Here is a 6000-nt window from a genome sequence, read left to right on the forward strand (position 1 = left end):
GAATTATAGAGTCTGAACTTGCATATTGTTATAGACCTGTTAACAATAATTAAAAATAGCCAGATTTATTGTCTAATCTGCTTTACAAGTTCCTATACATTGTCCAAAAGTCAATAGACTCTTCATTTAATTTACAAAGAACAACAATTGGAAAAACTTATGATTCATACGCAAAGCACCTCAAACTCCTGCCATTTGGCTACTTTTACCTAAAATCAGCGGACTGAAAACAAATTTATTTCCTGAAAATAAGTCAAAAAAATCACTTATTCGATATTTTAAGCAGATAAAAGTAGGTAAATTTATAACTTTGGTAGTAGATTTATGCTCTTATCCATAGTTCATGAGTCATAATTTGCGTCACAATGATGGCGTTAATTGTTAAAAACTATTACGGAATAAAAACATGAACACTGGGTGCAGAAAATTTTTTGAGCAACTTTTCTCAAAAAGATTCCCAATTATTAAATGGGTTGTCATATTAGTTCTAGTTGTAAACTTGAGCAGTTGCGTTGAAGCAGCAAACAGCCAGGAAGCATCTATCAATCCTTTCATGAAAGCACTCCCAGTATCAGAAATTTCTGGGACTTTTTCAGAAACTGCACCACCAGAGGTGATCCAAGCATTGCGTCCTAGTTTAGAAGGTTATCAACCTCAAGTTAGTATCCTCAGTCCCCAAGGAGATGAAATTCTTCCCGACAATATAGTTAAAGTCCGGTTGCAGGTTAAGGACTTACCGTTATTTAAAGACCCTAAATGGCAACTTGGTCCCCATTTGCACCTAATTTTGGACAATCAACCTTATATAGCTGTTTATGACTTAAATCAGCCGGTGGTATTGTCAGACTTATCTCCAGGTACGCATACTCTTCGTGTTTTTGCTTCTCGTCCTTGGCATGAAAGTTTTAAAAATGAAGGTGCTTATGCTCAAACTACATTTCACGTTTTGACGAAAACTGAGGAAAACAACCCAGATTCTAAATTACCCCTACTGACTTACAGTCGTCCTACTGGTGGTTATGGCGCAGAACCAATTATGCTGGATTTCTATTTGACTAATGCACCGTTGCACAGCATGGCTGAAACTAATCCTGACGATACAATGAGTAATTGGCGCATTCGTAGTACAGTCAATGGTGAAAGCTTTATTCTTGATCGTTGGCAACCAATTTATCTCAAAGGGTTTAAGCCTGGTAAAACTTGGGTAAAGCTGGAGTTCCTCGATAATGAAGGACAACCTGTGAAAAATGCTTTCAATACCACTATCAGATTAATTAATTACCAACCCAATGGTCAAGATACTCTTTCTAAAATTGTCAGAGGGGAATTGACAGCAGATGAAGTGCGTGGCATTGTAGACCCAAGTTATACAGCTAAGATTCCAGTTACCGAACCTACTCCTACACTAGCACCAGAAACCAAAGTCGAAAAACAGCTAATTCCTGAAGTTAAACTCCCTGAAATTGCACCAATACCGGAAGCTGAAGAAACACCAGCACAAGAAACCAAAGTCGAAAAACAATCAATTCCTGAAGTTACACCAATACCAGAAGTTGAAGAAACACCAGCACCAGAAACCAAAGTAGAAAAACAATCAATTCCTGAAGTTAAATTTACTAAAGTTACACCAGCAGAAGATATTCAGACAATGGAAAGTCCCAAATCCCAAATCCAAGAGTAATTAACAAAAAATACTCAGTTGTAAATTTTGAGATAAAGTTTCCATTAATGCCAAACCAGCTACAGGATTACCTGTAATATCTAAAGCAGGACTGTAGCTGGCGATCGCTCCCTGATTTGGTATAATGGCAACAAGACCACCACCAATACCTGATTTTATTGGTAAGCCAATTTTTACAGCATACTCAGCGGAAGCTTCATATAAACCACAAGTTAACATCACCGTATTCACGAATTGACGGTGTTGATTGTTTATAAATTCGTTTTTACAAGCTAATAAGTTTCCTAATTTAGCTAATTCCTCTACCCGTCCAGAGATACAGCATATTTGTTCATAAACGTCTAGAGATAATTCAATATTATTTAAATTTCCAGACTCGCAGAGATAGTTGGTAATATCTATATTTATTTGGGAACGACTAGCACGAACTGAAGCTAGAATATCTGTATCTATATATATTTGAGTACCCGCCAATTCATTTAACCATTTACAAAATAATTGTGTACATTCATTTCCGTCCTTTCCTGGTAGCTTATCAGCAAGAGTAATAGCACCACTATTAATCATAGAGTTGCGAGGATATCCATGATCTTCTTTTAATTGCAGTAAAGAATTAAAAGGTGCATCCGAAGGTTTAACTCCAACCCATTGTAAAACCTGTTTTTCTCCGTAATATTCCAGCAGGTATAGTAGAGAAAATGGCTTAATCACACTCATAAATGGAAATACACAATCGGTATCTCCTAAACTATAATTTTCTCCTGATTCACAACTTATATAAACAGCAAATGAGTTAGGATTAGCCGTAGCTAATTTGGGAATGCGTTCAATAACTTTACCTTGTGCTGCTTGGGTTTTGGCTTGTTCTACCCAAATAGATAAATTATCTAAATTGATGCTTGTTATTCCTAGCAAAAACTTAATCCTTAAATCAAAACATAATCTGGATTATATCTTAATGAGTATTTACTCTAATTTTATGTAACCGATTTTAAATACAAAATCGAAAATTTACGTAATATTAGTAATTACGGGTAATTGGTAAAAAGCAATAAAAAGATAAATATTCCCTTTCTCCTGTTCCCTGTTCCCTGTTCCCTGTTCCCTCTTCTTCGATAAGATAGACTGATTAACAACCAAGTTGTCGGAAAAGATAAGTTGGTTTATTTCCCTAATAACAAGGTTTTTAACAGTACATGAACAAAAGATTTATTTTAACTTTGATTTCTAGCCCCGTGTTGTTTACATCCATGTTATCTATGGTGATGATGGCTAGACCTGCTCATGCTAGTCAAACAGTTGACACTGCTGGTACTCATGAATCTTGTGTCATGTCTCCTCATTCAGCAACTCCGAACAAGGTATGTATACAGGTGAGTAATACTCCTTTGAGCGTTGCTAAAGAACCTATGCAAGTGGCACAAGCGGACACAAATAATCCCCAAGAATTAGAATTTTCTGATGCTGAAAGTGATTTAGCTATCAAATTATTTGGCTGTGATTGTCCAGTTTGCATCAATGCTGCTAGGCAATTGAATGGTTCAGCACCTTTGCCAGTATAGAAGGAAAGGGCAAAAAGCAGGAAGCGGGGGAAGAATTTTCTTCTTCTTCTTCTTCTTCTTTCTTCTTTCTTCTTTTTTCTAAACTCCTGACTCCTGACTCCTGACTCCTGACTCCTGACTCCTATTCCCTAATTAATACTTCCCGGATTATTTCTGTTGGTACTTCGTCGGTAATTTTGACTGCACCAATTTGGGTTGGTAGGACAAAGCGGACTTTGCCAGATTTAACTTTTTTGTCTAATTGCAAAGCATCAATAAGAGCTTCAATATCTAAATCTGCGGGTATTTGGGTGGGTAAACCTGCTTTTTTGATTAAGGCGTTTTGACGTTCTGTGTCTGCTTGTGTCCAAAGTCCTAATTTTACAGCAATGTCTCCGGCTGCTACCATACCAATACCTACAGCTTCACCATGTTTGAATAAACGGTATTCTGTGAGGCTTTCTACTGCATGACCGATAGTATGACCATAATTTAAAATTGCTCTGATTCCAGATTCTTTTTCATCTTTGCTGACAACATCTGCCTTTGCTTGACAGGAATGAGTTAATATGCTGTTTATCAGGTCGGATTTCACATAGCGGAGTTGGTCAAGGTGTTTGCTTGCTGTTAGTTGAGTAAACAGTTCGGTGTCCCAAATGATCCCGTATTTGATCACCTCTGCCATTCCTGCTCGAAATTCCCGTGCTGGAAGGGTTTTTAAGACTTCTGGGTCAATTAAAACTAAACTGGGTTGATGAAATGCACCAATCAAGTTTTTGCCGTGAGGATGATTTACGCCGGTTTTCCCACCGATAGCCGAGTCTACCATTGCAAGGAGACTGGTGGGGACTTGGACGACGTTAATGCCTCTGAGCCACGTAGCGGCGGCAAAGCCTGTCATATCACCAATTACACCTCCCCCCAAGGCGACCATTGTGGAGGAGCGTTCTAGGCGATTTTCCAGGGCGATATCGTAGAGTTTTTGAATGGAGTTGAGGGTTTTGTAGCGTTCACCGGGGGGTAAGTTGTAGCTGACAACTTGAAAACCGGCTTTTTCTAAAGATGCGATCGCTCTTTCGCCATAATATTTAAATATCATCGGGTTGGAAACTAGCAATACTTTCTTACCTAGTTTCAAACTCGCCATTTGTTCACCTAGTTGATCTAAACTCCCAGGTGCGATGGTAATATCATAAGATTTTTCTGGTATATCTACTTTAATTACAGAAGTCATTCCCCAACCTTAATATAATCACTCGTCTGGGTATTTTACCTCAAGTTGACAACCTCTTTTCTATTCCCTGTTCCCTTTAATAATTATTGATGATTGAATAGAAATAAGTAACTAATCTGGAGCAAAACAAATGGCTGTAGTTGAATATATTGTCTTTCTAGGCGTGTTTATGGGTGTAGCTATAGGCTTGTTATTTGGTCTACGCGGAGCTAAGATCCTCTAATCCTACAATTAGACGCTAATTAAACCCACTTTATGTGGGTTTAGGTATCGGTCTCAATCAGATTATCAAATGTCTATTTACTACTTTGCTGTTTGATTGCTTGCTTCACTACTTCGATATCTAACTCAAGTATCCGAGCAATTTGTTCTACAGTTAGTCCCTCATTTAATAAACCAATTCTCAATTATCAGATCCTCAAAATCCTGAAAATCTGCCACATTATTTGTTACTAAAATCAAGTCATTGCAGAAGGCAATACTGGCAATTTGTCCATCAATAAAAGCAGGTGTTTTACCAATTTTCGATAGTCTAGCTCTTTCCTGTGCGTGCCATTTTGCAGCTTTGAGATCATAGTCAAACACAGGCAAATCTAACACAGAATCTTGAATGTATTTCCATAAAGAATCCTTGCGTTTAGATGCTGGTAAACGCCAACAGCCATAAAGGATTTCATGAACAACAAGACTTGCTACTGCTACTTCTGAACGATAGCGATTTAATTGATCTAAAACCTGAGTATTGGGAATTGGCCGACTCGGTTCTGAGATAATATTAGAGTCTAGTAAAAAGCGAACTGTCATAAATCAATCTCGCGTCCTGGACTACGATCTCTAAGATTTGCAAAATCTTCATCTGTAAATTCAATTCCTTCTCTTTCAATTGTTTCTCGAAACCTTAAAACCCCTTCCCAAAAGCTATCTCCTTTATTCTGTAATGGTTTTTCCTGTACTTGTTCTTTTATTTGTGACAGTTTATGTTTAAGAAATTGAATAAAATCTAAAACTTCCTGTTGTTTATCGGTTGGTAACTCTCGCAGATTTTCTAAAACTGCTTGTTCAATAGTCATAGTTTCACCTCTACTACTAGGCTATAATTTCATTATAAATGATATCTGCATTAATTTTTATTTTCTCCTCCATTTTTGAGATCAATTCCTAATATTGCCAATTGTTGATTTATCCAATCTGTAGCTGTTGCTTCATCGGTTTCAATTGCTTTTTTTACTCCTATTTTAGCAATTTCTAGGAGTTGTTTGGATTTTAGTTTTAAATCCAAACTTTCGAGCAATTTTGAATTAATATGCTGTTGAAATTGAAAATCAAAAATAGGTATTGGTAAAGATTTTATAAGTAGGTAAACATAATAAAAACGATATATGTTTAGTTTTGTAAAATGGCTGAAACTCAATCATAATCTCGCGTTGAGATAACTTTACATACCGTTACATACCTTTAAATTTTCCTGTTTACCTACTTAGAAGTTTGAGTTATAAGCGGTTGAACAGAAGCAAAGCTAGTGGTCTGTCAGTTTTCTATTTGTG

General features: G+C 36.9%; 8 protein-coding genes. 3 read left to right on the forward strand and 5 right to left on the reverse strand.

All coding sequences use genetic code 11. The annotated features are described in order from the left end of the window. Nucleotides 1–499: 499 nt before the first annotated feature. Nucleotides 500–1681, forward strand: a complete 1182-nt coding sequence (locus FJR05_RS17335; protein WP_174783755.1) for a hypothetical protein — start codon at nucleotides 500–502, stop codon at nucleotides 1679–1681. Here the strand turns inward: FJR05_RS17335 and FJR05_RS17340 are convergent, their stop codons facing one another. Beyond that, nucleotides 1682–2596, reverse strand: coding sequence for a glutaminase (locus FJR05_RS17340; protein WP_168645262.1), 915 nt, complete (start codon nucleotides 2594–2596; stop codon nucleotides 1682–1684). A gap of 281 nt (nucleotides 2597–2877) precedes the next feature. Here FJR05_RS17340 and FJR05_RS17345 point away from each other — a divergent pair, with 281 nt between their 5' ends. Continuing rightward, a complete protein-coding gene (locus FJR05_RS17345; RefSeq protein ID WP_168645263.1) occupies nucleotides 2878–3243 on the forward strand; it encodes a hypothetical protein in 366 nt (121 codons plus the stop codon). Nucleotides 3244–3364: 121 nt separating this feature from the next. Here the strand turns inward: FJR05_RS17345 and aroB are convergent, their stop codons facing one another. Then, a complete protein-coding gene (gene aroB / locus FJR05_RS17350; protein WP_168645264.1) occupies nucleotides 3365–4456 on the reverse strand; it encodes a 3-dehydroquinate synthase in 1092 nt (363 codons plus the stop codon). 130 nt (nucleotides 4457–4586) lie between these two features. Between aroB and petL the strand changes: the two genes are divergently transcribed. Next, on the forward strand, nucleotides 4587–4679 hold the full coding sequence (gene petL / locus FJR05_RS17355; RefSeq protein ID WP_168645265.1) for a cytochrome b6-f complex subunit PetL: 93 nt from the start codon (nucleotides 4587–4589) through the stop codon (nucleotides 4677–4679). A 161-nt stretch (nucleotides 4680–4840) separates the two neighbouring features. Here the strand turns inward: petL and FJR05_RS17360 are convergent, their stop codons facing one another. From FJR05_RS17360 to FJR05_RS17370, 3 genes are read right to left on the reverse strand one after another with little or no spacing between them, the layout of a single operon-like run. Beyond that, on the reverse strand, nucleotides 4841–5260 hold the full coding sequence (locus tag FJR05_RS17360) for a type II toxin-antitoxin system VapC family toxin (protein WP_015081509.1): 420 nt from the start codon (nucleotides 5258–5260) through the stop codon (nucleotides 4841–4843). After that, nucleotides 5257–5526 carry a DUF2281 domain-containing protein gene (locus FJR05_RS17365; RefSeq protein ID WP_028084968.1) on the reverse strand — a complete coding sequence of 90 codons (270 nt, stop codon included), beginning with the start codon at nucleotides 5524–5526 and terminating at the stop codon, nucleotides 5257–5259. The genes FJR05_RS17360 and FJR05_RS17365 overlap by 4 nt, the downstream gene beginning before the upstream one ends. Before the next feature lie 50 nt (nucleotides 5527–5576). Beyond that, nucleotides 5577–5867, reverse strand: coding sequence for a hypothetical protein (locus FJR05_RS17370; RefSeq protein WP_174783756.1), 291 nt, complete (start codon nucleotides 5865–5867; stop codon nucleotides 5577–5579). Nucleotides 5868–6000 lie beyond the last annotated feature (133 nt).

Source organism: Dolichospermum sp. UHCC 0259 (genome assembly GCF_009711935.1).
GTDB lineage: Bacteria > Cyanobacteriota > Cyanobacteriia > Cyanobacteriales > Nostocaceae > Dolichospermum.

Bases quoted from the DNA above. Each gene is read 5' to 3' on its own strand.
- FJR05_RS17345 (WP_168645263.1), top strand. From the start codon at position 2,878: ATGAACAAAAGATTTATTTTAACTTTGATTTCTAGCCCCGTGTTGTTT.
- aroB (WP_168645264.1), bottom strand. From the start codon at position 4,456: ATGACTTCTGTAATTAAAGTAGATATACCAGAAAAATCTTATGATATT.
- petL (WP_168645265.1), top strand. From the start codon at position 4,587: ATGGCTGTAGTTGAATATATTGTCTTTCTAGGCGTGTTTATGGGTGTA.
- FJR05_RS17360 (WP_015081509.1), bottom strand. From the start codon at position 5,260: ATGACAGTTCGCTTTTTACTAGACTCTAATATTATCTCAGAACCGAGT.
- FJR05_RS17365 (WP_028084968.1), bottom strand. From the start codon at position 5,526: ATGACTATTGAACAAGCAGTTTTAGAAAATCTGCGAGAGTTACCAACC.